Source organism: Pseudomonas lundensis (assembly GCF_015377145.2).
GTDB classification, from domain to species: domain Bacteria; phylum Pseudomonadota; class Gammaproteobacteria; order Pseudomonadales; family Pseudomonadaceae; genus Aquipseudomonas; species Aquipseudomonas lundensis.
The window spans coordinates 3,755,982-3,777,884 of record NZ_CP062158.2; the positions used below are offsets into that span (position 1 = coordinate 3,755,982).

Annotated in this window: 21 protein-coding genes and 1 pseudogene; 6 read left to right on the plus strand and 16 right to left on the minus strand. The window is 59.7% G+C overall.

Annotation, left to right across the window (positions count from 1 at the left end):
• Positions 1-93: 93 nt before the first annotated feature.
• The 3 genes from IF654_RS17705 to xerD form a co-directional block, all read right to left on the minus strand.
• Entirely contained in the window at positions 94-1,398 is a 1,305-nt protein-coding gene (locus tag IF654_RS17705; protein ID WP_048376614.1) for a homoserine dehydrogenase, read from the minus strand.
• A gap of 136 nt (positions 1,399-1,534) precedes the next feature.
• Positions 1,535-2,266 carry a DsbC family protein gene (locus tag IF654_RS17710; RefSeq protein WP_047277353.1) on the minus strand — a complete coding sequence of 244 codons (732 nt, stop codon included), beginning with the start codon at positions 2,264-2,266 and terminating at the stop codon, positions 1,535-1,537.
• 146 nt (positions 2,267-2,412) lie between these two features.
• Complete coding sequence (gene xerD, locus IF654_RS17715) at positions 2,413-3,309, minus strand: site-specific tyrosine recombinase XerD (protein ID WP_047278332.1); 897 nt, start codon at positions 3,307-3,309, stop codon at positions 2,413-2,415.
• 132 nt (positions 3,310-3,441) lie between these two features.
• Here xerD and IF654_RS17720 point away from each other — a divergent pair, with 132 nt between their 5' ends.
• Positions 3,442-5,238, plus strand: a complete 1,797-nt coding sequence (locus IF654_RS17720; RefSeq protein ID WP_194862186.1) for a cation:proton antiporter — start codon at positions 3,442-3,444, stop codon at positions 5,236-5,238.
• A gap of 15 nt (positions 5,239-5,253) precedes the next feature.
• Here the strand turns inward: IF654_RS17720 and IF654_RS17725 are convergent, their stop codons facing one another.
• The 6 genes from IF654_RS17725 to ffh all read right to left on the minus strand — a co-directional run bounded on the left by IF654_RS17725 (position 5,254) and on the right by ffh (position 9,338).
• Positions 5,254-5,667 (minus strand): acyl-CoA thioesterase, encoded by a 414-nt coding sequence (locus IF654_RS17725; protein WP_047277358.1) that lies wholly within the window; start codon positions 5,665-5,667, stop codon positions 5,254-5,256.
• Between the two features lie 96 nt (positions 5,668-5,763).
• Positions 5,764-6,114 carry a 50S ribosomal protein L19 gene (gene rplS, locus IF654_RS17730; protein WP_003440273.1) on the minus strand — a complete coding sequence of 117 codons (351 nt, stop codon included), beginning with the start codon at positions 6,112-6,114 and terminating at the stop codon, positions 5,764-5,766.
• 45 nt (positions 6,115-6,159) lie between these two features.
• Positions 6,160-6,912, minus strand: coding sequence for a tRNA (guanosine(37)-N1)-methyltransferase TrmD (trmD, locus tag IF654_RS17735; RefSeq protein WP_047277360.1), 753 nt, complete (start codon positions 6,910-6,912; stop codon positions 6,160-6,162).
• Between the two features lie 2 nt (positions 6,913-6,914).
• Positions 6,915-7,454 (minus strand): ribosome maturation factor RimM, encoded by a 540-nt coding sequence (gene rimM / locus IF654_RS17740; protein ID WP_194862185.1) that lies wholly within the window; start codon positions 7,452-7,454, stop codon positions 6,915-6,917.
• Positions 7,455-7,459: 5 nt separating this feature from the next.
• Positions 7,460-7,711, minus strand: coding sequence for a 30S ribosomal protein S16 (rpsP, locus tag IF654_RS17745; protein WP_047277364.1), 252 nt, complete (start codon positions 7,709-7,711; stop codon positions 7,460-7,462).
• Positions 7,712-7,961: 250 nt separating this feature from the next.
• Entirely contained in the window at positions 7,962-9,338 is a 1,377-nt protein-coding gene (ffh, locus tag IF654_RS17750; RefSeq protein ID WP_047277366.1) for a signal recognition particle protein, read from the minus strand.
• Positions 9,339-9,545: 207 nt separating this feature from the next.
• Here ffh and IF654_RS17755 point away from each other — a divergent pair, with 207 nt between their 5' ends.
• The 3 genes and pseudogenes from IF654_RS17755 (at position 9,546) to IF654_RS17765 (ending at position 12,819) form a co-directional block, all read left to right on the plus strand.
• On the plus strand, positions 9,546-10,358 hold the full coding sequence (locus IF654_RS17755; protein ID WP_047277368.1) for a cytochrome C assembly family protein: 813 nt from the start codon (positions 9,546-9,548) through the stop codon (positions 10,356-10,358).
• A 33-nt stretch (positions 10,359-10,391) separates the two neighbouring features.
• Positions 10,392-11,246 (plus strand): annotated as a pseudogene (locus IF654_RS17760) (transporter associated domain-containing protein); the annotation flags it as partial.
• 256 nt (positions 11,247-11,502) lie between these two features.
• Positions 11,503-12,819: an MFS transporter gene (locus IF654_RS17765; protein ID WP_047282190.1), complete on the plus strand. Its 1,317-nt coding sequence runs from the start codon at positions 11,503-11,505 to the stop codon at positions 12,817-12,819.
• 55 nt (positions 12,820-12,874) lie between these two features.
• Here the strand turns inward: IF654_RS17765 and purT are convergent, their stop codons facing one another.
• The 5 genes from purT to IF654_RS17790 form a co-directional block, all read right to left on the minus strand.
• Positions 12,875-14,056 carry a formate-dependent phosphoribosylglycinamide formyltransferase gene (gene purT / locus IF654_RS17770; protein WP_047277370.1) on the minus strand — a complete coding sequence of 394 codons (1,182 nt, stop codon included), beginning with the start codon at positions 14,054-14,056 and terminating at the stop codon, positions 12,875-12,877.
• A 99-nt stretch (positions 14,057-14,155) separates the two neighbouring features.
• Positions 14,156-14,620, minus strand: a complete 465-nt coding sequence (locus IF654_RS17775) for a 7-cyano-7-deazaguanine/7-aminomethyl-7-deazaguanine transporter (RefSeq protein ID WP_047277372.1) — start codon at positions 14,618-14,620, stop codon at positions 14,156-14,158.
• A gap of 86 nt (positions 14,621-14,706) precedes the next feature.
• Positions 14,707-14,916, minus strand: a complete 210-nt coding sequence (locus IF654_RS17780; protein WP_047278338.1) for a DUF1289 domain-containing protein — start codon at positions 14,914-14,916, stop codon at positions 14,707-14,709.
• Complete coding sequence (locus tag IF654_RS17785) at positions 14,913-15,437, minus strand: gamma carbonic anhydrase family protein (RefSeq protein ID WP_047277376.1); 525 nt, start codon at positions 15,435-15,437, stop codon at positions 14,913-14,915. The genes IF654_RS17780 and IF654_RS17785 overlap by 4 nt, the downstream gene beginning before the upstream one ends.
• A gap of 41 nt (positions 15,438-15,478) precedes the next feature.
• On the minus strand, positions 15,479-16,081 hold the full coding sequence (locus IF654_RS17790) for a CoA pyrophosphatase (protein ID WP_047277378.1): 603 nt from the start codon (positions 16,079-16,081) through the stop codon (positions 15,479-15,481).
• 145 nt (positions 16,082-16,226) lie between these two features.
• Between IF654_RS17790 and IF654_RS17795 the strand changes: the two genes are divergently transcribed.
• Entirely contained in the window at positions 16,227-16,784 is a 558-nt protein-coding gene (locus tag IF654_RS17795) for an NUDIX hydrolase (RefSeq protein ID WP_047277380.1), read from the plus strand.
• 45 nt (positions 16,785-16,829) lie between these two features.
• Positions 16,830-17,396, plus strand: a complete 567-nt coding sequence (locus tag IF654_RS17800; RefSeq protein ID WP_047277381.1) for a L,D-transpeptidase family protein — start codon at positions 16,830-16,832, stop codon at positions 17,394-17,396.
• Between the two features lie 72 nt (positions 17,397-17,468).
• Here the strand turns inward: IF654_RS17800 and IF654_RS17805 are convergent, their stop codons facing one another.
• Positions 17,469-17,780 carry a YqfO family protein gene (locus tag IF654_RS17805; protein WP_047277383.1) on the minus strand — a complete coding sequence of 104 codons (312 nt, stop codon included), beginning with the start codon at positions 17,778-17,780 and terminating at the stop codon, positions 17,469-17,471.
• Positions 17,781-17,785: 5 nt separating this feature from the next.
• A complete protein-coding gene (purL, locus tag IF654_RS17810) occupies positions 17,786-21,682 on the minus strand; it encodes a phosphoribosylformylglycinamidine synthase (RefSeq protein WP_047281171.1) in 3,897 nt (1,298 codons plus the stop codon).
• Positions 21,683-21,903: the final 221 nt, after the last annotated feature.

Consider the following 21,903-nt stretch of genomic DNA (forward strand, 5'->3'; position numbering starts at 1 on the left):
TCGAGGTGAGCGGCAAGCCGTGGCGATGGCCCCCACGTCAACGCCAGATGGCACGTTAACGGGGAGCAGACGCCTACAGCGTACCGCTGGTCATTAATTTAGATGTTCCACGCGGATGCGGACCACTGAACCGACAACGCCTTGCAACGCTTCCAGCGCGGTGATGGCGTCGTTCATGTGCTGCTCAAGCACGCGATGGGTCAACAGAATCATTGGCACCAGGCCATCATGCTCTTCGACTTCTTTCTGCATGATCGATTCAATGTTGATACCGCGCTCGGACAGGATGCTGGCCACTTGCGCCAGCACGCCCGGATGGTCCTTGGCCTGAATGCGCAAGTAGTAAGCGCTTTCGCATGCTTCAATCGGCAGGATCGGATGATCAGACAGCAAGTCCGGCTGGAAGGCCAGGTGCGGCACGCGGTTTTCGGGGTCGGAGGTCATGGCGCGGACCACGTCGACCAGATCCGCCACGACCGAGGACGCGGTGGGCTCCATGCCGGCGCCAGCCCCGTAGAACAAGGTCGAACCGGCGGCGTCGCCATTGACCATCACGGCGTTCATCACGCCGTTGACGTTGGCGATCAGGCGGTCGGCCGGGATCAGGGTCGGGTGAACCCGCAGCTCAATGCCGCTGGCCGTGCTGCGGGCGACGCCCAGGTGCTTGATGCGGTAGCCCAACGCTTCGGCGTAGTTCACGTCAGCGGTGGTCAGCTTGGTGATGCCCTCGGTGTAGGCTTTGTCGAATTGCAGCGGAATACCGAACGCGATAGACGCCAGAATGGTCAGCTTGTGGGCGGCGTCAATGCCTTCAACGTCGAAGGTCGGATCGGCTTCGGCGTACCCCAGCGCTTGCGCTTCTGCCAGAACGTCTTCGAAGGTCCGGCCTTTCTCGCGCATCTCGGTGAGGATGAAGTTGCCCGTGCCGTTGATGATGCCCGCAACCCAGTTGATGCGGTTGGCGGACAGGCCTTCACGGATTGCCTTGATGACCGGAATACCGCCCGCGACCGCTGCTTCGAACGCCACGATCACGCCCTTTTCCTGGGCTTTGGCGAAGATTTCGTTGCCATGAACGGCAATCAGGGCCTTGTTGGCCGTGACCACATGCTTGCCGTTTTCGATGGCTTTGAGCACCAATTCCCGGGCGATGGTGTAACCGCCGATCAACTCGATCACGATGTCGATGTCAGGGTTGGTTGCAACAGCGAATACATCGTTGGTAATGGGGGTACCGGTAATGTCGCACTGCGGGTTTGGCGTACGCATTGCAATTTGCGCAACCTGGATACCACGCCCGGCACGGCGGGCAATCTCCTCGGCGTTACGCTTAAGTACGTTGAAGGTGCCGCCACCGACGGTCCCTAGTCCACAGATGCCTACTTTGACCGGATTCACGCTGAACTCCCCATAAAACGGCCGACGCAAGGTCGGCCGTGGAAAACAACCGTGGTCTGCCACGGTTCTCTATTAATGCCCGGGCCGTTGAACGGCCCGAGCATGCTCGTCAAAGGCTTACTGTGACGAGGCAGGATTATTTAACACTGAGTGCCAGCTTGCCAACCTGTGCTGCTGGCTGATAGCCCGGAATCACTTGACCGTCGGCCAGGACAATGGCCGGCGTGCCGTTCACACCAATGGATTGGCCCAATGCGAACTGCTTGGACACAGGGTTGGCGCACTTGGGCGCGTCGACCGTTTTGCCATTGGTCATTTTGTCCATGGCGCTTTTCTTGTCCTTGGAACACCAGACCGCTTGCAGCTGTTGATCACCGGCCGAGCCCAAGCCCTGACGCGGGAACGCTACATAGCGCACTTCAATGCCCATTTTGTTCAGCTCAGGCACTTCTTCGTGCAGCTTGTGGCAGTACGGGCAGGTGGTGTCGGTAAACACGGTGATGTGCGACTTGGTTTCGCCAACGGCCGGGTACACCACGGTCTCTGCGGCAGGAATCCCGTTGATCAGCTTGGCAACGCTGACGCGCTCGGCCTTTTCGGTCAGGTTGACCGGCTTGCCGTCCTTGAGCTGGAACATATAGCCCTGCACGATGAACTGACCATCGGCACTGGCATACAGCACTCGGCTGCCTTTGAGTTTGACTTCATACAGGCCTGCCATCGGGCTGGCACTGATGCTTTCGACCGGCACATCCAGTTGCAGTGTTTCGAGGCTTTTACGAATGGCTTGCTCGGCGCCGGTATCGGCAAACGAAAAGGTACTGACCAACGCAATGGCTGCGGCGGCGAAAAGTTGGGTCACGCGCATGAGAACTCCTGAAGGCGGACAAAACGGCCAAACCTCACTACCCCAAGGCAAAAAGGGTTTTAGTGGCTCGTTTTCTGAACCGGCAAAGCCTACCACAGTTGGCCCGCAAGGCCGACTGTGGCGGATGCAACAGCTGACAAAGCACCTCAGCCGCGGGGATGGTGCCGGGCGTGCAGGTCTTGCAAACGCGCACGCGCCACATGGGTGTAGATCTGGGTAGTCGAAAGGTCGCTGTGCCCCAGTAGCATTTGCACCACTCGCAAGTCCGCCCCGTGGTTGAGCAGGTGCGTGGCGAAAGCGTGGCGCAGCGTATGCGGCGACAGCGACTTGTCGATACCGGCCACTGTGGCCTGATGCTTGATGCGGTGCCAAAAGGTCTGGCGGGTCATTTGCTCCCCGCGCTGGCTGGGGAACAGTACGTCACTGGGACGCCCGTTCAATAGCTCATGCCGGGCGTCGCGCAGGTAGCGCTCAACCCAGACAATCGCCTCCTCCCCCATCGGCACCAGGCGTTCCTTGCTGCCCTTGCCCATGACCCGCAGCACACCCTGACGCAAGTTGACTTGCTCCAGCGTCAGGCTGATCAGCTCGGTCACCCGCAACCCGCATGCATACAACACTTCCAGCATGGCGCGATCGCGCTGGCCGATGGCGTCGCTCAAATCAGGGGCAGCCAGCAACGCCTCAACGTCCGCTTCTGACAAGGACTTGGGCAACGGCCGCCCCAACTGTGGCATGTCGACTTGCAAGGTCGGGTCAACGGCAATCAATTTTTCACGCAGCAAGTAACGATAGAACCCACGCGCACCCGACAGGAAGCGCGCCGTAGATCGCGGCTTGTAATGCTGATCGAGACGCCAGGCCAAATGGTCGAGGATCAGCTCTCGGCCCGCATGGGGCAGCTCGATCCCGCGCTCGCGTAACCAGCCATTGAACAGCGCCAAATCACTGCGATAGGCATCACGGGTGTTGTCGGACAGGCCTTTTTCCAGCCACAGGGCATCCAGAAAACGGTCAATAAGCGGGTCATCGATAGCTGGCATTGGCGCTCGAAACGCGCAGGCACTGAGCCGCGCGCAAATAAAAAGTGAACAGTGAAAGTGGCCGCTAGTCTTTCATAGCCGGCTCGCCGCATAAATAGAAAGCACTCATCACCCACCCCCAAGGGGCTCCTTATGAATGAACAACAGATCCTGCTGGCGTTTGGGGGCATCGGAATCGCTGCGCTGGGCTGCCAATGGCTGGCCTGGCGCCTGAAACTGCCGGCCATCCTGTTCTTATTGCTGGCGGGCATCCTGCTCGGCCCGGTGCTCGGCTGGCTAAACCCGCAAACACTGTTTGGCCCGCTGCTGATGCCGCTGGTGTCGTTGGCGGTGGCCTTGATCCTGTTTGAGGGGAGCCTGACGCTGCACCTGTCCGAATGGCGAGAAATTGGCACGGTTGTGCGCCGCCTCGTCACCTTGGGTGCTCTGTCGACCTGGGCCGTCATTACCGTGGCCACGCATTGGCTACTGGGTTTTGACTGGCTCCTGGCATTGCTGTTCGGCACTTTGACGCTGGTTACCGGGCCGACGGTCATTGTGCCGATGCTGCGCGTGGTGCGGCCCAAGGCGTCGATTGCGAACATTTTGCGCTGGGAAGGGATCGTCATTGACCCGATTGGCGCCCTGCTCGCCGTGGTCGTCTACAGCTTCATCATTGCCCGTGCTACGGGCGATGGTTTGAGCCACAGCTTGCTGACCTTTGGCGGTGTGATTGTGTGCGGCAGCCTGTTCGGCATCGTGGGCGGCTGGGTCTCGGGGCATGTGCTGCGCAAGCAATGGCTGCCCGAATACCTGCAAAGCCTTGGCACGTTGGCGACAGTGCTGGCCGTGTTCATTGCCTCCAATCAGGTCATGCATGAGTCCGGCCTGCTGGCTGTCACGCTGATGGGCATGTGGATGGCCAACATGAAAGGCGTGGATGTGCGCAATATTCTGCACTTCAAGGAAAACCTCAGCGTTTTCCTGATCTCCGGCCTGTTCATTCTGCTCGCCGCGCGCCTTGATCTGGACGCCATGATCGGGCTGGGCCCGGCGGTGCTGGTTTTGCTGCTGATCATTCAATTTATTGCACGCCCCTTGAATGTACTGCTCTCGACATTTGGCTCAAAACTGAACTGGCGCGAGCGCACCCTCCTCGCCTGGATTGCACCGCGTGGCATTGTGGCCGCTGCGGTTTCAGCCATTTTTGCCATTCGCCTGGACGAAGCCGGTCACCAGGGTGCGCTGTTATTGGTGCCTCTGACCTTCGCCGTGATCATCGGCACTGTCGTGGTGCAAAGCGCTACAGCACGCCCGCTCGCGCGCTTGCTCAAGGTGGCAGAACCGCCTCCCAGCGGCTTTTTGATTGTCGGCGCCAACGGCCCGGCCCGCCTGATCGGCACAGCCTTGCAACAGTTGGGCAGCCGGGTGCTGCTAACGGATTCGAGCTGGGAAAACATTCGCGCGGCCCGCATGGAAAACCTGCCGACCTACTTCGGCAACCCGGCATCGGAGCATGCCGAATCACACCTGGATCTGGTTGGGTTAGGGCATCTGCTAGGGCTGTCCCCCTCAGGCGAACTCAATGCGCTGGCCGCCATGCGTTTTCGTCATGAGTTCGGGCCGCATCGCCTGTTTGCGCTGGCCAACAGCCAGGAGAGCCGCCGCACGGATAAACACCGGGCCAGCCATGAGCATCGCGGCCGCGCACTGGGCGACCCGGCGCTGACCTACAGCCAGTTGGTGGGCGAGTTCAATCAGGGCGCGCAGTTGTACAGCACGCACCTGACGAATGAGTTCACGTGGCAAGACTATCAGGCGCTCCACGGGGAGCGAGCGAACCTGCTGTTTGCCAAGGACACGTCAGGCTGGGTACACGTAATCACGCCGCAAAGCGAGGTGAGCCCCGAGCCAGGCTGGACGTTACTGGCATTGATCAGGCCCGCTTAGAGGGGGCACTCGCCGTTACTGGGCAAACCCTGGCAATACGGGAACAGGCCGCTTGTCGTCGTCGATGGCCACGAAGCTGAACAAGCCCTGGATCGCGAGTTCACGTCCGTCGCTGCTCATGCTTTCAACGTAGACCTGCACTTCAACCTTGAGGCTGGTGTTGCCGACTTTCACCACGCGCCCGACCAGCTCAACGATTGAGCCCGCCGCGATCGGGTGATTGAAGTTGATGGGGTCGGTGGACACGGTCACCAGCGGCAGGCGACAAAAACGGGTCGCGGCGATGAACGACACTTCATCCATCCAGGCCAATGCGGTGCCGCCAAACAGGGTGTTGTGGTGATTGGTGGTCGAAGGGAATACGGCTTTGGTGATGCGGGTAACAGACAGTTCTGTACGGCGTTGAATCTCTTGCTCACGCGGTGTCATGCTTTTTACTACCTACAACTGGACAAAGGTCTGATAAATCTCAGGCAACAAAAAAGCAGCCCGAAGGCTGCTTTTTTCTGCATCGGGAAGCTGGACTTAAGCCAGTTTTTCCTTGATGCGAGCTGCTTTACCGGACAGGTCACGCAGGTAGTACAGCTTGGCTTTACGAACGTCACCGCGACGCTTCACAGCCATGCTGTCGATTTGCGGGCTGTAGGTCTGGAAAGTACGCTCTACGCCAACACCGTTGGAGATTTTACGAACAGTGAAAGCACTGTTCACGCCACGGTTACGCTTGGCAATCACTACACCTTCGAAAGCTTGCAGACGCGAACGATCGCCTTCCTTCACTTTCACCTGAACGACGATGGTGTCGCCCGGGGCAAAAGGAGGGATCTCTTTAGTCATCTGCTCTGCTTCGAGTGCAAGGATGATTTTGTTAGTCATGCTGTGCTCCTAAGGTAGATCGTCGGATCTACCATCGATACGTTGTTAACTATCGTCCCGCGCGAGGATGTATTCCTCGAGCAGCTTCTTCTCTTCTCCAGAAAGCGAGCGGCTTTCCAGAAGATCGGCGCGTCGTTCGTAGGTCCGCCCAAGGGACTGCTGCAAACGCCAACGCCGGATGTGTGCATGATTGCCACTAAGCAATACGTCGGGAACACGCTGATCCGCATACACCTCCGGTCGGGTGTAGTGCGGGCAATCCAGCAGACCATCCGTAAAGGAATCTTCCTCGGCGGAGTCCGCATGCCCTAAAGCTCCAGGCAGCAGTCGTGTAACCGCATCAATCAGAACCATTGCCGGCAGCTCGCCGCCAGACAATACATAGTCGCCAATCGACCACTCTTCATCGACATGAGCGTCAATAAAACGCTCGTCAATGCCTTCATAACGACCTGCAATGAGGATTAATGCTTCCTCATTCGCCAGTTCGCGTACCGCCGACTGATTCAGCTGGCGGCCTTGGGGCGACAGGTAAATTACCTTCGCCGCCTCTCCGGCTGCATTTCTGGCCTGAACCAGTGCATCTTCCAGAGGCTTGATCTTCATCACCATGCCCGGACCACCGCCAAATGGGCGATCGTCCACAGTGTGATGCCGGTCCGTTGTGTAGTCTCGCGGATTCCAACAGGTGAGCTGCAAGAGCCCTTGTTTCACCGCGCGACTCGTGATGCCGTAGTCGCTGATGGCGGAAAACATTTCGGGAAACAAACTGATCACTTCTACGCGCAAATTAGCCACGCTTAGAAGTCCGCATCCCAATCCACCTTCATCTCGCTGGCTGCCAGGTCGACGCTCAACACGCATTGCTCTGTATAGGGCAACAAGCGATCACGGTCATCCAGGCTACCTGGGCAAGGTTTGACGTACATCACATCGTTAGAGCCAGTCTCTAGCAGGTGATCGATTTTTCCGAGCAGTTGCCCTTGTGTATCGATGACCTTGAGGCCTTCAAGCTGGTACCAGTAGTACTCGCCGTCGGTCAGTTCAGGAAACAGGTTACGGGGCACGCAGATTTCGAATTCGCGAAGAAGGCCTGCTTCATCACGGTCATCAAGACCCTTGAGCTTCACAACCAGAAAGTTGCCGTTCTGGGAACGACCACTGACCAGCTCTGCCTGCCGTACATCGCCACCACGCCGAAGCGTTGCGGTCTTGTAATCCAGCAGGTTGTCAATTGGATCCGTAAAGGAATACACCTTCACTTCGCCGCGAACGCCATGAATCGAAAAAATCTTGCCGATAACGATCAAATCATCAGCAATTTCTGGCGTCACGCTCATATTGCTCAGGCCGCAGCCTTGGCATTGACTTTCACAAGCTGAGCAACGCGCTCAGACATTTGTGCACCAACGCTCAACCAGTAAGCGAGGCGGTCTTCTTTAACGGAGAAACGAACTTCCTGACCACGGGCAACCGGGTTGAAGAAGCCAATTTGTTCCTTGTGGGAACCGTCACGTGGGTTACGGCTATCGGTAACGGTCAAGTGGTAAAACGGGCGCTTTTTGGAGCCGCCAAGGGCAAGACGGATTGTTAGCATGTGTAGATCTTTCCTGTAGTCGGTGCTGCAAATCTAAATGCACAGCGGGCATAGGTGCCCGAAAGGCCGCATATTCTAAGGAATATCCGGACTTTTGCAAATGTCTTTTTCTGGCGCCTACGTGGCGTTACATCCAGATCTGCTATAAGGCCGCCACGAATGGCGACAAGTCAGCTCCCGCACAGTGCGGGTTTGCTGGAGGTCTCGCAGGGCTGCGAGCTGCGCAAACGCGAGCGCTTGCGCAGGTAAATTACATTTTCGGCATGCCGCCGCCAGGCATCATCGAGCCCATGCCGCGCATCATTTTGGCCATGCCGCCTTTGGAAGAGAATTTCTTCATCATCTTTTGCATCTGCTTGTGTTGCTTGATCAAGCGACCGATATCTTGCACTTGCGTGCCGGAACCCATGGCAATACGACGTTTGCGCGAACCGCTGATCAGCTCAGGGTCACGACGCTCGGCCGGGGTCATGGAATTGATGATGGCTTCCATTTGCTTGAATTGCTTTTCTGCTGCGCCCTGGGCATTGCCCATTTGCGCCAGATTCACGCCACCCATGTTCGGCAGCTTGTCCATGAGGCCGCCGAGGCCGCCCATGTTTTTCATCTGTTGCAGTTGATCGCGAAAATCTTCGAGGTCGAAGCCTTTACCTTTCTTGAGCTTTTTAGCCAGCTTGTCGGCTTTTTCTTTATCGAGGGTCTGTTCGGCCTGCTCGATAAGGCTGAGCACATCGCCCATGCCCAAAATACGTGACGCAATACGGTCGGGGTGGAACGGGTCGAGCGCATCGCTCTTCTCGCCCATGCCGAGGAACTTGATCGGTTTACCCGTGATGGCGCGCACGGACAACGCGGCACCGCCACGGGCGTCACCATCGACCTTGGTCAGGATCACACCGGTCAGCGGCAGGGCATCACCAAAGGCCTTGGCCGTGTTGGCGGCGTCCTGGCCCGTCATGGCGTCCACCACGAACAAGGTTTCTGCTGGCTTGACCGCCGCGTGCAGTTCCTGAATCTCGGCCATCATGTCGGCGTCGATGTGCAGGCGACCGGCGGTATCGACGATCACGACATCAATGAACTTGAGCCGCGCTTCATTAATAGCCGCTTGAGCAATCGCCACCGGCTTCTGGCTGATGTCGGACGGGAAGAAGGTCACGCCCACTTCGCCAGCCAGGGTTTCCAGCTGCTTGATCGCGGCCGGACGATACACGTCGGCGGACACGACCATGACGGTTTTCTTTTTGCGCTCTTTGAGGAAGCGCGCCAGCTTGCCGGCGGTGGTGGTTTTACCCGCACCCTGCAAACCGGCCATCAGGATCACGGCAGGCGGCGTGACGTTGAGGATCAGATCCTCGTTCGCCGCGCCCATCAGGCTTTCGAGTTCAGCCTGGACGATCTTCACAAACGCCTGGCCCGGCGTCAGGCTGCGCGACACTTCAGTGCCGACAGCGCGCTCTTTGACCGCGTTGACGAAGTCTTTGACCACTGGCAAAGCCACGTCGGCTTCCAGCAACGCCATGCGCACTTCGCGCAGGGTGTCTTTGATATTGTCCTCGGTCAGCTTGGCCTTGCCGGTGACATGGCGCAGCGTCTGCGAGAGACGGTCGGTTAAATTTTCAAACATGCGCGATCCTTTCAGGCCCAAAGTAGACCGGGGTTATTGCGGCCCAGCCCGTGTAAAACTGATGCTCGGCGAGCCTGCGGCGTGGGCAGGTCGCGGATTATAGCGAAGACTGATCGCGGCGGACACCTTACCGTCAGCTTATGTGGCTTTCGTGTTCAGGCGGTTGTATGCCAAACTCAGCCCTTTCGGGCTTGCCTAACAGGATTTATGCTCCCCTTGTCACCGAGTTTGCTCCCCAGCCTCGCCGCCGCATGTCTATACGCCGCTGCGACTTTCTATCAAGGCAATTGCTTGCGCCACGGCGCAAAGGCAAACAAACGCCTGTTGGTGACGCTCGGCATCCTTGCCGTCATCACCCACGCCGCGAGCCTTTTTACCCATTTGATGACCCCCGCCGGGCTGGAGCTGGACTTTTTCAGCGCCGCCAGTCTGATTGCGGTCGCCGTGATTGCCGTCACGCTGGTCGCCTGCGCCCGCATCCCGGTCGAGAACCTGCTGCTGCTTCTATACCCGCTGGGCGCCCTGACCGTGCTGCTGTCTGAATTTGCCCCGCCCGGCACGGTGCAAGTCATTAATGAACAGCCCGGCATCCTCGCCCATATCCTGCTGTCGATATTGGCTTACGGCATGTTCACCATTGCGGTGTTTCAAGCGCTGCTGCTGTCATTGCAAAACCACCAGCTCAAACACAAGCACCCCAAGGGCCTGATCAAAAACTTCCCGCCGCTGCAGACCATGGAAAGCCTGCTGTTTGGTTTCTTGTGGGCGGGCTGGACGTTGCTGTCGCTGTCGCTGATCTCGGGCTGGCTGTTCCTGGGCAATCTGTTTGCTCAACACTTGGTGCACAAAACGCTGTTGGCGTGCCTGGCCTGGATCGTGTTCAGCGTGCTGCTGTGGGGTCGCCATCACCTCGGATGGCGCGGCCACAAAGCCATCCGCTGGACGTTTGCCGGGTTCTGCCTGCTGATGCTGGCCTACTTTGGCAGCAAGCTGGTTCGTGAATACATTCTGCATATTTGACGGGCGATGATTATGGATAGCTTGCCCCCCGGGCCGCTGCTGGCCTTATTGGCCCTGGTGTTTGCAGGACTGGGCTTCTGTATTGGACTGCTGTCGCGCAGGTCGCGATCCGTGGTCCAGCGTGCCGAACCCCACTCGCCTCACAGCGCCTTGCCCCAGGAGGACGACGAACCTAATAATCGCCCGCCCTTGCTGGCCGGCATCCACGCGCTGGATAACATCACCGTCAATGACATCCTGATCCCGCGCAGCGAGGTCGAAGGCCTTAACCTCGACGACCCGATTGAAGACCTGATCGAGCAGTTACGCCAGACCAAACGCACGCGCCTGCCGGTGTTCCATAACGACATCAATCAGGTTGAAGCGATCCTCAACACGCGCCACATCCAGCACATGCTGCCGGACGCCAGCCTGACCAAAGAGGCGATTCTGGCCGTTTGCCACGAACCCTACTTCATCCCTGAAAGCACCCCGCTGCATTTGCAGCTGCTGAATTTTCACAAACAGCAGCGCCGTATCGGCATCGTGGTGGATGAATACGGCGAAGTGCTCGGCATTGTGACTCTTGAGGACATCCTCGAAGAGATCGTGGGCGAATTCGAAAACGAGCAAAACGTCGATAACCCGCACATTGAGCCGCTGCCCGATGGCCGTTACGTGGTGGACGGCGCGGCATCGATTCGCGAGCTGAATAAAAGCCTGGGTTGGCAACTGCCCTGCGACGGGCCCAAAACCCTGAACGGACTGGTCACCGAGGCCCTGGAAACCATTCCGGAAACCACGGTATGCCTGAAAATCGGCCGCTACCGACTGGAAATCCTCGACACCGAAGACAACCGTGTCAGCCGCGTGCTGATCTGGCACAACAGCGTCAAGCCCGCGGCCTGATGGCCGCGCCGGGCCTTGTTCGATTCCGGCAGGGCTCCCTATAATCACTCCCGCTTACCCAAGCCCCGCCAACAGGCGTGCTACCCGCGCGCCGCATCCCCGGCGGGTTGTTGTTCGCAGTACCTGCGTGCGTTCCCATCCCGAGCGGCGCTTGCACCCTGATATCCCTCGGGGCCAACGACCATAACAATCGCTCAGCCTCGCCTCGCTCCCCGCGCAGGCCAGCCATGAGCACATAACTGTCAGGGATATGCACATGACCTCCAGCACCACTTACAGCGAAGCCTCATCCGAAAAACCGGCCAACTCAGCCGCCCGCGTGGCCACCGCCAGCTTTATCGGAACCGCCATCGAGTTCTACGACTTTTATGTGTACGCGACGGCCGCCGCGCTCGTCATCGGGCCGGTGTTCTTTCCGCAGACATCCGGCACCGCACAAATGCTGTCGGCTTTTCTGACCTTCGGCATCGCCTTTCTCGCACGCCCGCTGGGCTCATTTCTGTTCGGCCATTACGGTGACCGCATTGGCCGCAAGTCGACACTGGTGGCCTCGCTGCTGCTGATGGGCGTGTGCACCACGCTGATTGGCGTGCTGCCGGGTTATGCCACGATCGGTGCTTGGGCGCCCATCCTGTTGTGTGTGCTACGTTTTGGCCAAGGCCTGGGTCTGGGCGGGGAATGGGGTGGCGCTGCCTTGCTGGCCACTGAAAACGCGCCAAAGGGCAAACGCGCCTGGTTCGGCATGTTCCCGCAGCTGGGCCCCTCAATTGGCTTTCTGGCGGCCAATGGTTTGTTTTTGACGCTGGCCATGACCCTGAGCGATGAGCAGTTCCGCGCCTGGGGCTGGCGAATTCCATTCCTGCTGAGCGCGGCGCTGGTGATGGTGGGGCTGTATGTGCGCCTCAAACTTGAAGAAACCCCCGTATTCGCCAAAGCCGTGGCGCAACACGAACGGGTGAAGATGCCGATCATCGAGCTTTTCAGCCAGTACTGGGCGCCGATGCTGTTGGGCGCAGCGTCGATGGTGGTGTGTTACGCGCTGTTTTACATCTCGACGGTGTTCTCCCTGAGTTACGGGGTGTCGACCCTGGGCTACACCCGCGAAACCTTCCTCGGCCTGCTGTGCTTTGCCGTGCTGTTCATGGCGGCCGCCACGCCGCTCGCTGCCTGGGCCAGCGACCGCTGGGGACGCAAACCGGTGCTCATCGTCGGTGGCGTACTGGCGTTGCTGTCAGGTTTTTTGATGGAGCCATTGCTCACCCACGGCACCACATGGGGCGTGGCGCTGTTTTTGTGTATTGAACTGTTTTTGATGGGCGTGACCTTTGCGCCGATGGGCGCCCTGCTGCCCGAGCTGTTCCCGACCCGCGTGCGCTATACCGGCGCGTCGGCCGCGTACAACCTGGGCGGGATTGTCGGTGCGTCTGCGGCACCGTTCTTCGCGCAAAAGCTGGTCAGCATGGGTGGTTTGAGCTGGGTCGGCGGGTACGTATCAGGTGCGGCGCTGCTCAGCCTGATCGCCGTGCTGTGCCTGAAGGAAACGAGGGAGGCTGACCTGAACAAGGTCGCGTGAAGCGGCTTGGGAGCTTGTGGTCGCTGCCGCCCGGTGCGGCAGCGACCACACCGATTTACAGCTCGACGACTACGGCCTTGGCGGCACGTGTGGCTTTGGCGCGTGCGGCCTCGATCGATTCGTCACGGGCCAGGGCTACGCCCATACGACGCTGACCGTTGACTTCTGGCTTGCCGAACAGGCGCAACGCGGTATCAGGCTCGCTCAGGGCGGCGCCCAGGTTGGCAAAAGCCGTCTGGGTGGATTGCCCTTCCACCAGAATCACAGCCGACGCTGACGGCCCGAACTGACGAATCAGGGGAATCGGCAGACCGAGGATGGCGCGGGCGTGCAGCGCAAACTGCGACAGGTCCTGAGAGATCAGCGTGACCAGCCCCGTGTCATGCGGGCGCGGCGACACTTCGCTGAACCAGACCTGATCGCCCTTGATGAACAGCTCGACGCCGAACAAGCCGCGTCCGCCCAGCGCCTCTGTCACCGCTTTGGCCACACGCTCGGATTCAGCCAGCGCAATCGGGCTCATGGCCTGCGGCTGCCACGACTCCTGATAATCGCCGTTCTCCTGACGATGCCCCACTGGCGCACAGAATGTGGTGCCGCCGATGTGGCGCACGGTGAGCAAGGTGATTTCGTAATCAAAGTCGATAAAGCCTTCGATAATGACCCGACCTTTCCCCGCACGGCCGCCTTCTTGCGCGTAATCCCAGGCTTTTTGCACATCATCCGCACTGCGTAGCAGGCTCTGGCCTTTGCCCGACGAACTCATGACCGGCTTGACCACACACGGGAAGCCGAGGTCTTGCACGGCACGGCTGTAGTCTTCAAATGTGTCTGCAAAGTGATAAGGCGAGGTCGGCAGGTCCAGTTCTTCAGCGGCCAGACGCCGGATGCCTTCACGGTTCATGGTCAACGCCGTGGCGCGGGCAGTCGGGATGACGGTAAAGCCTTGCGCTTCCAGCTCGACCAGCGTGGCGGTCGCGATGGCTTCGATTTCCGGCACGATGAAGTGCGGCTTCTCAGCTTCGATCACGGCCCGCAAGGCTGCACCATCGAGCATGTTGACCACGTGACTGCGATGCGCCACCTGCATGGCCGGGGCATGGGCGTAGCGATCAACGGCAATCACTTCGACACCCAAACGCTGCAGTTCGATGACGACTTCTTTACCCAGCTCGCCGCAGCCACACAGCAATACGCGGGTCGCGGTCGGCGACAGTGGAGTTCCGATACGGGTCATTTCAGGTCCTCAAGGAAACAAATCATCGAAGGCGCTCGCCAGGCCAGCGCCTGCTGGGGGAGAAAGGCCGGCATTTTACATGATCCGGGCCGCGTGACCTTATCGGGCCGCTGCTTTGCGCATTCGCCAGGCCATGGCTAGCCACACGCAGGTCACGCCCGCGAACTTGGAGCCCATGGCGGTCAGGATCACGCCGGGGGTAAACGCATCGATCATGCCGAAGAAAATGAAGGTATCGATCGGGATACTCAGCGCGGAGCTGATCCATAGCCGGTCGTGCAACGGGCGCCTGGTGAGGCTGAACACCAGCCAGTCAATGCACTCGGACACGGCAAACGCGGTGGCGCTGGCCAGGGCAATGGAAGGGTCTGAAGTGACGTACGACAACACCAGTGCGGCCAGCATGGCCGCAATGGCGCCATGACCAAAGCGGGTTTGCACCATGTCGCGCAGGACAAATACCAGCCCGCCCCAGGCCGACCAGATGATGTCCAGGTGCGGCGCCGTGGAAAACGCGTAGTTGATGAGCACAACGCTGGCGATATAAGCGACGAGAAACAACATGGTAACGGGAGACACCTGTGGGCAAGGCGCACAGGGTACTTGAGTCATGCCTGTATTTGTAGTCGCTGGCGCAGCGACTACGCCGCTCAGACCGGGCCGTTCAGCATCCACATCACGCCACGGGAGGTGGCCCGCTCATGGCACAACACCAGCACGTCGCGACGCTCAGCGTTGGTCATGCGGCTCCAACGGGTGATTTCAGCCACGGTGCGTTGGCAGCCCGTGCACACGTCATCGTCGTCCAGTGCGCAAATGTTCACGCAGGGGGACGCCACCGGGCGCTGCGGTTCATTCACGATGACTGCTCTTCAAGGTCGCGGGCGTACCGCTGGCCATTTTTCACATAATGGGCCGCACTGGCTTGCAGCAACGCTTTCTGCTCGTCAGTGAGGTCGCGGACCACTTTGCCGGGCGACCCCATGACCAGCGAACCGTCGGGTATGACCTTGCCTTCGCCAATCAGGGAATTGGCTCCGATGATGCAGTGCTTACCAATCTTTGCGCCGTTGAGGATCACGGCGTTGATCCCGATCAGGCTGTAGTCGCCGACCGTGCAGCCATGCAGCATGGCGTTATGACCAATGGTCACGCCCGTGCCCAGGGTCAGCGGGTAGCCCATGTCGGTGTGCATCACGGCGCCGTCCTGCACGTTGCTGTCCTTGCCGATGAGAATCAGCTCGTTATCGCCGCGTAAAACGGCGTTGAACCACACGCTGGCGCCCTCTTCGAGCCGGACGCGACCGATCAACGTGGCAGTGGGCGCGGTCCAGCTGTCAGGGTGAGTGTCGACGCACGCGTCGCCCAAACGGTATTTCATGGCAAAGTCCTCAAGGCAGGCATGACCCTGTGAGCAGGGTTCTAGAAGGTGATAAAGCGTTCTGGCGGGGTGTGCAGGTTGATGTTCACGTCGTCGTAGAGCAGGTTCATCAACTCAACGATCATGATCGCGGTCAGCCCCCAGATTTTGTACACACCGAAGCGGTAACTCGGCACGTACCAACTGCGGCCCTGATAGTCGATACGGTGCGTGTGTTCGCGCGGGTCCTGGCGAAAGAAATCCAGGGGCACGCTGAACACGGCCGCGATTTCCGCATCGTTGGCCAGGTATTCCACATAGTCCGGCACAACCCCGACGAAGGGCGTCACACGAATGCCGTGCAGGGAGATCAACGGGCTCAGCGGGCCAATGACTTCGACCAGCCCCGGCGGCAGGCCGATTTCTTCTTCAGCTTCGCGCAGGGCCGTGAACACAAGGTCCGGGTCCTCGGGGTCACGTCGACCTCCGGGGAATGCCACTTCGCCGCCATGGGTTGAGAGGCCGCTGGCGCGCAGGGTCAAAATCAATTCAGGCTCATCACTGCGGGTCACGGGCAGCAACACCGCAGCCTCGGGGAAATTGCGCTCTGTCACCAGCGTTCGCGGGGTATAGCGGCTCACGCGGCCAAGCAGCTCGTCCAGCATAGGTCATCTCGATCCGTCACTTATCGGGCATCATGCACCAAATCACCCAAAGCACCCAAGCCCCACACTGTCGCAGCACGCCATGCGGCACTTGCCCAAGCCCCGCCAGAACCGCCAAGATAGGCGCCACACCAGAGAGCTCAGCATGAAATTTTGCAGCCAGTGCGGCCATTCCGTCAGCCAACACATCCCGCAGGGCGATTCGCGCCTGCGCTACGTGTGCGACCACTGCCAGACCATTCATTACCAAAACCCGAACATCGTTGCCGGGTGCGTTCCGACGTGGGGCACTCAAGTTTTGCTGTGCAGGCGCGCGATCGAACCGCGCAAAGGGTTCTGGACGCTGCCCGCCGGTTTTATGGAAAACGGAGAAACCGTTGAGCAGGCCGCGCAACGCGAAACCCGCGAAGAAGCCTGTGCCGAAGTCGCGAACCTGAGCATCTATACCTTGATCGATGTACCGCACATCAATCAGGTGCATATTTTCTACCGCGCCGAACTGCTCAACCGCGACTTTGCGGCCGGTGAAGAGAGCCTTGAAGTGCGCCTGTTCGACGAAGCCGACATCCCTTGGTCAGAGCTGGCTTTTCGCACGGTCAGCCGTACCTTAGAATGCTTTTTCGCTGACCGGCCGGGGCAGGTCTATCCGGTGCGCAGCGAAGCCGTGCCGCCCTTGGCAGGCCTGATCAAACCTCAACAATAAATACAGTGCTCGTCACCCCCACTGCACCTCTAGGGATACCGCTCCATGCGTTGGTTGTTTACCGCACTCTGCCTGTCATTTGCTGTTACGTGCCAAGCCGCCGTTGTCGTCACCATCAACGGCAAGCCGGTCGATAAAAATGAAGTGATCCAACCGCATCGTTCGTCGCAGCCCGCCCGCGCGTCTGCCCCGGTGGAAAAAATCCTGGTGCTCAAGTCGGCCCGCCAATTGCAGTTGATCAGCAACGGCAAACCGATCCGCACGTACCGCATTTCATTGGGCAAACAACCCAAGGGGCCGAAAACCCGTGAAGGTGACAAGCGCACCCCGGAAGGCCTGTATTGGGTCGACTGGCGCAAGAAAAGCGAGAAATTCAACCTCGCCATGCACATCTCCTACCCCAACATCAGCGATGCCGCACAGGCCCGCCGCGAAGGGGTGAGCCCGGGGTCAATGATCATGATTCACGGCACGCCCGACACCGAAGAAAACCCGGAGAACCTGTTTCACACCCTGGACTGGACCGATGGCTGCATCGCCATGAAGAACTATGAAATGCGTGAGGTGTGGAACCTGACCAAAGACGGCACGATGGTCGAAATCCGCCCCTAAGCACCAGGCTCCACGCAACAAAAAGCCCGCTGACCGTTACCGGTTCAGCGGGCTTTTTGTTGCAGTGCCAGGCTAGATGTCCGCTAGGCGCCACACTTCATAGGCAGGCGTTTCGTACGGGTGGCTGAGCTTGAGCGCAGCCACCACCGCCTGGATCAGATCATCAGCCACCACCAGCTCAACTTTCCATTCCCCGACATACTCGACCGCGCCGGTTTGCCCGATGAACGGCTGACTGCCGTCCAGCGCACGAAACTGGCCCTGGCCCATGGTCTGCCAGGCGCAGTGGTCGTAGTTGCCGATGCGACCGCCACCGGCAGCGAACACGGCATCCTTGACCCCATCCACATGGCTGGGAGGCACGAAAAAGCTGAGCTTGTACATCGCGCTTAATCCACCCAGACGCGAGCGTTACGGAACATGCGCAACCAAGGCGCATCTTCGTTCCACTCTTCAGGGCGCCACGAGTTTTGCACGGCGCGGAATACACGCTCCGGGTGCGGCATCATGATGGTCACACGACCGTCACGGCTGGTCAGACCGGTAATCCCGCGCGGCGAACCGTTCGGGTTGGCCGGGTAGCTTTCAGTGACTTTGCCGTGGTTATCGACGAAACGCAGTGCCACGGCACCGGACAAGTCCGCTTGCAACATGGCTTCTTCGCTGGCGAATTCAGCATGACCTTCGCCGTGGGCAATGGCGATTGGCATGCGCGATCCGGCCATGCCTTGCAGGAAGATCGAGTTCGACTCCTGCACCTGCACCATGGCGACACGGGCTTCGAACTGCTCGGAGCGGTTGCGCACAAAGTGCGGCCACAACTCGCTGCCCGGGATCAGTTCGCTGAGGTTGGACATCATCTGGCAACCGTTGCACACGCCCAGCGAGAAGCTGTCGGAACGCTCGAAGAAGCTCTGGAACGCATCCCGCGCACGGGTGTTGAACAGTGCCGACTTGGCCCAGCCTTCACCGGCGCCCAGTACGTCACCGTAAGAGAAGCCACCGCAGGCCACCATGCCTTTGAATTCGTTCAGGTCGACACGGCCGGCCAGAATGTCGCTCATGTGCACGTCAATGGCGTTGAAACCGGCACGATCAAACGCTGCGGCCATTTCAACCTGACCGTTGACGCCCTGCTCACGCAGTACCGCCACTTGCGGGCGAATGCCCTTCTTGATGTAAGGCGCGCTGATGTTGTGGTTGACGTCAAAGCCGAGCTTGACCGTCAGGCCCGGGTTGTCTTCTTCCAGCAGCACGTCGAATTCCTGATCAGCGCACTCGGCGTTATCACGCAGGCGCTGGATCTGGTAGCTGGTTTGTGCCCACTGACGCTGCAGGGAACCGCGCTGACCTTCGAACACCGTCTCGCCCTTAAGGCTGATGGTGACTTCGCTGTTGTTCAGCGGCTGGCCGATCACGGCCACGCACTCACCCAGGCCTGCAACGCTGAACTGAGCCAGCACTTCGGCCGTCGCATCCTGACGCACCTGAATCACCGCGCCCAATTCTTCGTTGAACAGGATGGCCGGGATTTCACTGGCGTTTTGCGTCAGGCAATCGAGGGTCAGGTTCAAGCCGCAATGACCGGCGAAGGCCATTTCCAGCACGCTGGTCATCAGGCCACCGTCGGAACGGTCGTGGTAAGCCAGCAAATGGCCGTCGGCATTGAGGCCCTGGATCACAGCGAAGAAGGCTTTGAGGTCTTCGGCGTCGTCGACGTCTGGCGCCTGCTTGCCCAGCTTGCCGTAGGTTTGCGCCAGGATGGACGCCCCCATGCGGTTCTGGCCACGGCCCAGGTCGATCAGGATCAGGTCCGTCAGGCCTTTGTCCATGCGCAATTCGGGGGTCAGGGTCTGGCGGATATCCACCACCGGAGCGAAACCGGTGACCACCAGCGACAGCGGCGAGGTCACGCTCTTCTCGGTCCCCTCTTCGTTCCAGCGGGTTTGCATCGACATCGAGTCTTTGCCGACCGGGATGGTAATCCCCAGCTCAGGGCACAACTCCATGCCGACCGCTTTCACGGTGTCGAACAGACGGGCGTCTTCACCCGGATGACCGGCAGCGGACATCCAGTTGGCCGACATTTTGATGTCGGACAGCTTGCCAATGCGCGACGCTGCAATGTTGGTCAGGGTCTCGCCGATGGCCATGCGGCCCGAGGCCGGCGCATCCAGCAGGGCCAGCGGTGTACGCTCACCCATGGCCATGGCTTCGCCGGTGTAGACGTCAAAACTGGTGGCGGTGACGGCCACGTCAGCCACCGGCACTTGCCAAGGGCCAACCATTTGATCGCGCGCGACCAGACCGGTAATGGTGCGGTCGCCAATGGTGATCAGGAAACTTTTGCTGGCCACCGCCGGGTGATGCAGAACGCGCTCGACGCACTCGCCAATGCTCAAGGTCGCCGGGTCGAAATCATCGCCCAGTTCCTGCTCGCGCACGGCAGAACGGTGCATGCGGGGCGCCTTGCCGAGCAGTACTTCCAGCGGCATGTCCACCGGGTTGTTACCGAAGTGGCTGTCGGTGACGGTCAGTTGCGGCTCGGCCGTGGCCTCACCGACCACAGCAAACGGGCAACGCTCGCGTTCACAGATGGCCTGGAAGCGCTCGAAGTCCTCAACGCCCACAGCCAGTACGTAACGTTCCTGAGACTCGTTGCTCCAGATTTCGTGCGGGGCCATGCCCGGCTCGTCGTTCGGAATGTTGCGCAGTTCGAAACGGCCACCCCGGTCGCCATCGTTCACCAGCTCGGGGAACGCATTGGACAGGCCGCCCGCACCCACGTCATGGATGAAACTGATCGGGTTCTTGTCACCCAGCTGCCAGCAGCGGTCGATCACTTCCTGGCAACGGCGTTCCATTTCCGGGTTTTCGCGCTGCACCGATGCGAAGTCCAGGTCCGCTGAGCTTGCGCCGGTGGCCATGGAAGACGCAGCACCGCCGCCCAGACCGATAAGCATGGCCGGGCCGCCTAGCACGATCAGCTTGGAACCGACCGTGATTTCGCCTTTTTGAACGTGTTCGGCGCGGATGTTGCCCATGCCGCCCGCCAGCATGATCGGCTTGTGATAACCGCGTACTTCGTCGCCATGGGGCGTGCTGATCGATTGCTCGAACGTGCGGAAGTAGCCGGTCAGTGCCGGACGGCCGAATTCGTTGTTGAACGCGGCGCCGCCCAATGGGCCTTCAATCATGATGTCCAGCGCGTTGACGATGCGCTCAGGCTTGCCGTACGGCACTTCCCACGGCTGTTCAAAGCCCGGGATTTGCAAGTTGGATACGGTGAAACCGGTGAGCCCGGCCTTAGGCTTGGCGCCACGACCGGTGGCACCTTCGTCGCGAATTTCGCCGCCCGAGCCGGTGGCCGCCCCGGGGAACGGAGCAATGGCGGTCGGGTGGTTGTGGGTCTCGACTTTCATCAAGATGTGCACCGGCTCCTGCACCGCACCGTACTGGCGGGTATCAGGGTTCGGGAAGAAGCGGCCGGCCACGCTGCCAACAATGACCGACGCGTTGTCTTTATAAGCCGACAGAACACCTTCGCTGTGCATCACGTAGGTGTTTTTGATCATGCCAAACAGGCTTTTTTCCTGATTTTGGCCGTCGATGTCCCAACTGGCGTTGAAAATCTTGTGGCGGCAATGCTCGGAGTTGGCCTGGGCAAACATCATCAGTTCGATGTCATGCGGGTTGCGGCCCAGACCGTTGAAGGCATTGACCAGATAGTCGATTTCGTCTTCTGCCAGCGCCAGGCCCAGCTCGACGTTGGCTTTCTCCAGCGCAGCACGCCCGCCACCCAGCACGTCAATCGCCGTCAGCGGCTTGGGTTCGGCATGGCTGAACAGACCGGCAGCCTGCTCCAGGTCGCCCAACACGATTTGCGTCATGCGGTCATGCAAGGCGTCGGCAATCAGTTGCGCCTGGGCGTCACTGAATTGACCGGCCACATAGAAAGCAATGCCGCGTTCCAGGCGCTGGATCTTGGCCAGGCCACAGTTACGGGCAATGTCGCTGGCCTTGCTCGACCAGGGCGAGATGGTGCCAAACCGCGGCAACACCAGGAACAGTCGGCCACTCGGCTCTTGAACCGGCACACTTGGACCGTACTTGAGGAGACGAGCCAGTACCAGTTGCTCGTCGCTGGTCAATTCGCCTTTAACATCGGCGAAGTGGGCGAATTCAGCGTACAAACCGCTGACAGCTGGAACCTTTTGGCTCAGTTGTGCGAGAAGTTTGTTGTGGCGAAAGGCAGAAAGGGCAGGAGCGCCGCGCAGGATCAACATCTTCGGGACAGCCTCGGGAGGGGTGTGCTTTGAGGCCCGGCATTCTAACGTAAACCGTTGGCCTCGGCACCCGAAACGGCACACCAAGCGCACGCCAAACGTCGTTAATCGATCAGGGCCTTATTCTTTGTGGCTATCAGCGCGCGTGCGGCTGGTCGATTCAGCTCTTTAAAGCCCCCTCAACCCCCCATTTCACAAGGGTTTGAGCAGTTTTGGGGGTT

Bases quoted from the DNA above. Each gene is read 5' to 3' on its own strand.
- IF654_RS17710 (WP_047277353.1), bottom strand. From the start codon at position 2,266: ATGCGCGTGACCCAACTTTTCGCCGCCGCAGCCATTGCGTTGGTCAGT.
- xerD (WP_047278332.1), bottom strand. From the start codon at position 3,309: ATGCCAGCTATCGATGACCCGCTTATTGACCGTTTTCTGGATGCCCTG.
- IF654_RS17720 (WP_194862186.1), top strand. From the start codon at position 3,442: ATGAATGAACAACAGATCCTGCTGGCGTTTGGGGGCATCGGAATCGCT.
- IF654_RS17725 (WP_047277358.1), bottom strand. From the start codon at position 5,667: ATGACACCGCGTGAGCAAGAGATTCAACGCCGTACAGAACTGTCTGTT.
- rplS (WP_003440273.1), bottom strand. From the start codon at position 6,114: ATGACTAACAAAATCATCCTTGCACTCGAAGCAGAGCAGATGACTAAA.
- rimM (WP_194862185.1), bottom strand. From the start codon at position 7,454: ATGAGCGTGACGCCAGAAATTGCTGATGATTTGATCGTTATCGGCAAG.
- rpsP (WP_047277364.1), bottom strand. From the start codon at position 7,711: ATGCTAACAATCCGTCTTGCCCTTGGCGGCTCCAAAAAGCGCCCGTTT.
- ffh (WP_047277366.1), bottom strand. From the start codon at position 9,338: ATGTTTGAAAATTTAACCGACCGTCTCTCGCAGACGCTGCGCCATGTC.
- IF654_RS17755 (WP_047277368.1), top strand. From the start codon at position 9,546: ATGCTCCCCTTGTCACCGAGTTTGCTCCCCAGCCTCGCCGCCGCATGT.
- IF654_RS17765 (WP_047282190.1), top strand. From the start codon at position 11,503: ATGACCTCCAGCACCACTTACAGCGAAGCCTCATCCGAAAAACCGGCC.
- purT (WP_047277370.1), bottom strand. From the start codon at position 14,056: ATGACCCGTATCGGAACTCCACTGTCGCCGACCGCGACCCGCGTATTG.
- IF654_RS17775 (WP_047277372.1), bottom strand. From the start codon at position 14,620: ATGTTGTTTCTCGTCGCTTATATCGCCAGCGTTGTGCTCATCAACTAC.
- IF654_RS17785 (WP_047277376.1), bottom strand. From the start codon at position 15,437: ATGAAATACCGTTTGGGCGACGCGTGCGTCGACACTCACCCTGACAGC.
- IF654_RS17790 (WP_047277378.1), bottom strand. From the start codon at position 16,081: ATGCTGGACGAGCTGCTTGGCCGCGTGAGCCGCTATACCCCGCGAACG.
- IF654_RS17795 (WP_047277380.1), top strand. From the start codon at position 16,227: ATGAAATTTTGCAGCCAGTGCGGCCATTCCGTCAGCCAACACATCCCG.
- IF654_RS17800 (WP_047277381.1), top strand. From the start codon at position 16,830: ATGCGTTGGTTGTTTACCGCACTCTGCCTGTCATTTGCTGTTACGTGC.
- IF654_RS17805 (WP_047277383.1), bottom strand. From the start codon at position 17,780: ATGTACAAGCTCAGCTTTTTCGTGCCTCCCAGCCATGTGGATGGGGTC.
- purL (WP_047281171.1), bottom strand. From the start codon at position 21,682: ATGTTGATCCTGCGCGGCGCTCCTGCCCTTTCTGCCTTTCGCCACAAC.